The organism is Bacillus sp. LR--39, from assembly GCF_053613335.1.
The window spans coordinates 1-947 of record NZ_JBSIOT010000462.1; the positions used below are offsets into that span (position 1 = coordinate 1).

At 41.6% G+C, this 947-nt stretch carries 1 protein-coding gene; it reads right to left on the reverse strand.

Going from position 1 to position 947, the window contains the following annotated elements; all coding sequences use genetic code 11:
• Positions 1-947: levansucrase (gene sacB / locus ACWHAR_RS24150; RefSeq protein WP_452088069.1), on the reverse strand; the 947-nt coding region annotated here is incomplete at both ends.

Here is a 947-nt window from a genome sequence, read left to right on the forward strand (position 1 = left end):
CCTCTGTTTGTCATATAGCTTGTAATCACGACATTGTTTCCTTTCGCTTGAGGTACAGCGAAGTGTGAGTAAGTAAAGGTTACATCGTTAGGATCAAGATCCATTTTTAACACAAGGCCAGTTTTGTTCAGCGGCTTGTATGGGCCAGTTAAAGAATTAGAAACATAACCAAGCATGTAAATATCGTTAGACGTAATGCCGTCAATCGTCATTTTTGATCCGCGGGAGTCAGTGAACAGGTACCATTTGCCGTTCATTTTAAAGACGTTCGCGCGTTCAATTTCATCTGTTACTGTGTTAGATGCAATCAGCGGTTTCATCACTTTTTTCAGTGTGTAGTCATCGTTTAGCTCAATCATGCCGAGGGCGCCGTTTGCTAACTCAGCCGTGCGTTTTTTATCGCTTTGCAGAAGCTTTTGACTTTCTTGACGGAAGAACGATGTGCTTTTGCCATAGTATGCTTTGTTAAATAAAGATTCTTCGCCTTGGTAGCCATCTTCAGTTCCAGTGTTTGCTTCAAATACTAAGTATTTGTGGCCTTTATCTTCTACGTAGTGAGGATCTCTCAGCGTATGGTTGTCGCCTGAGCTGTAGTTGCCTTCATCGATGAACTGCTGTACATTTTGATACGTTTTGCCGTCACCGTCAAAGATTGATTTATAATCCTCTACACCGTTGATGTTCAGAGAGCTGTCTGATGCTGATACGTTAACCTGTGCAGTTGTCAGTGTTTGTTTGCCGTAATGTTTACCGGAGAAATCAGTGTAGAATAAACGGATTTTTCCGTCAGATGTAAATGTGGCTGAACCTGACCATTCTTGCGTTTGGTCTTTTAGGATAGAATCATTTGCATCAAATTTGTCGCTGTCTTTAAAGACGCGGCCAGCGTTTTTCCAGCTGTCAATAGAAGTTTCGCCGACTTTTTGATAGAACATGTAAATCGATGT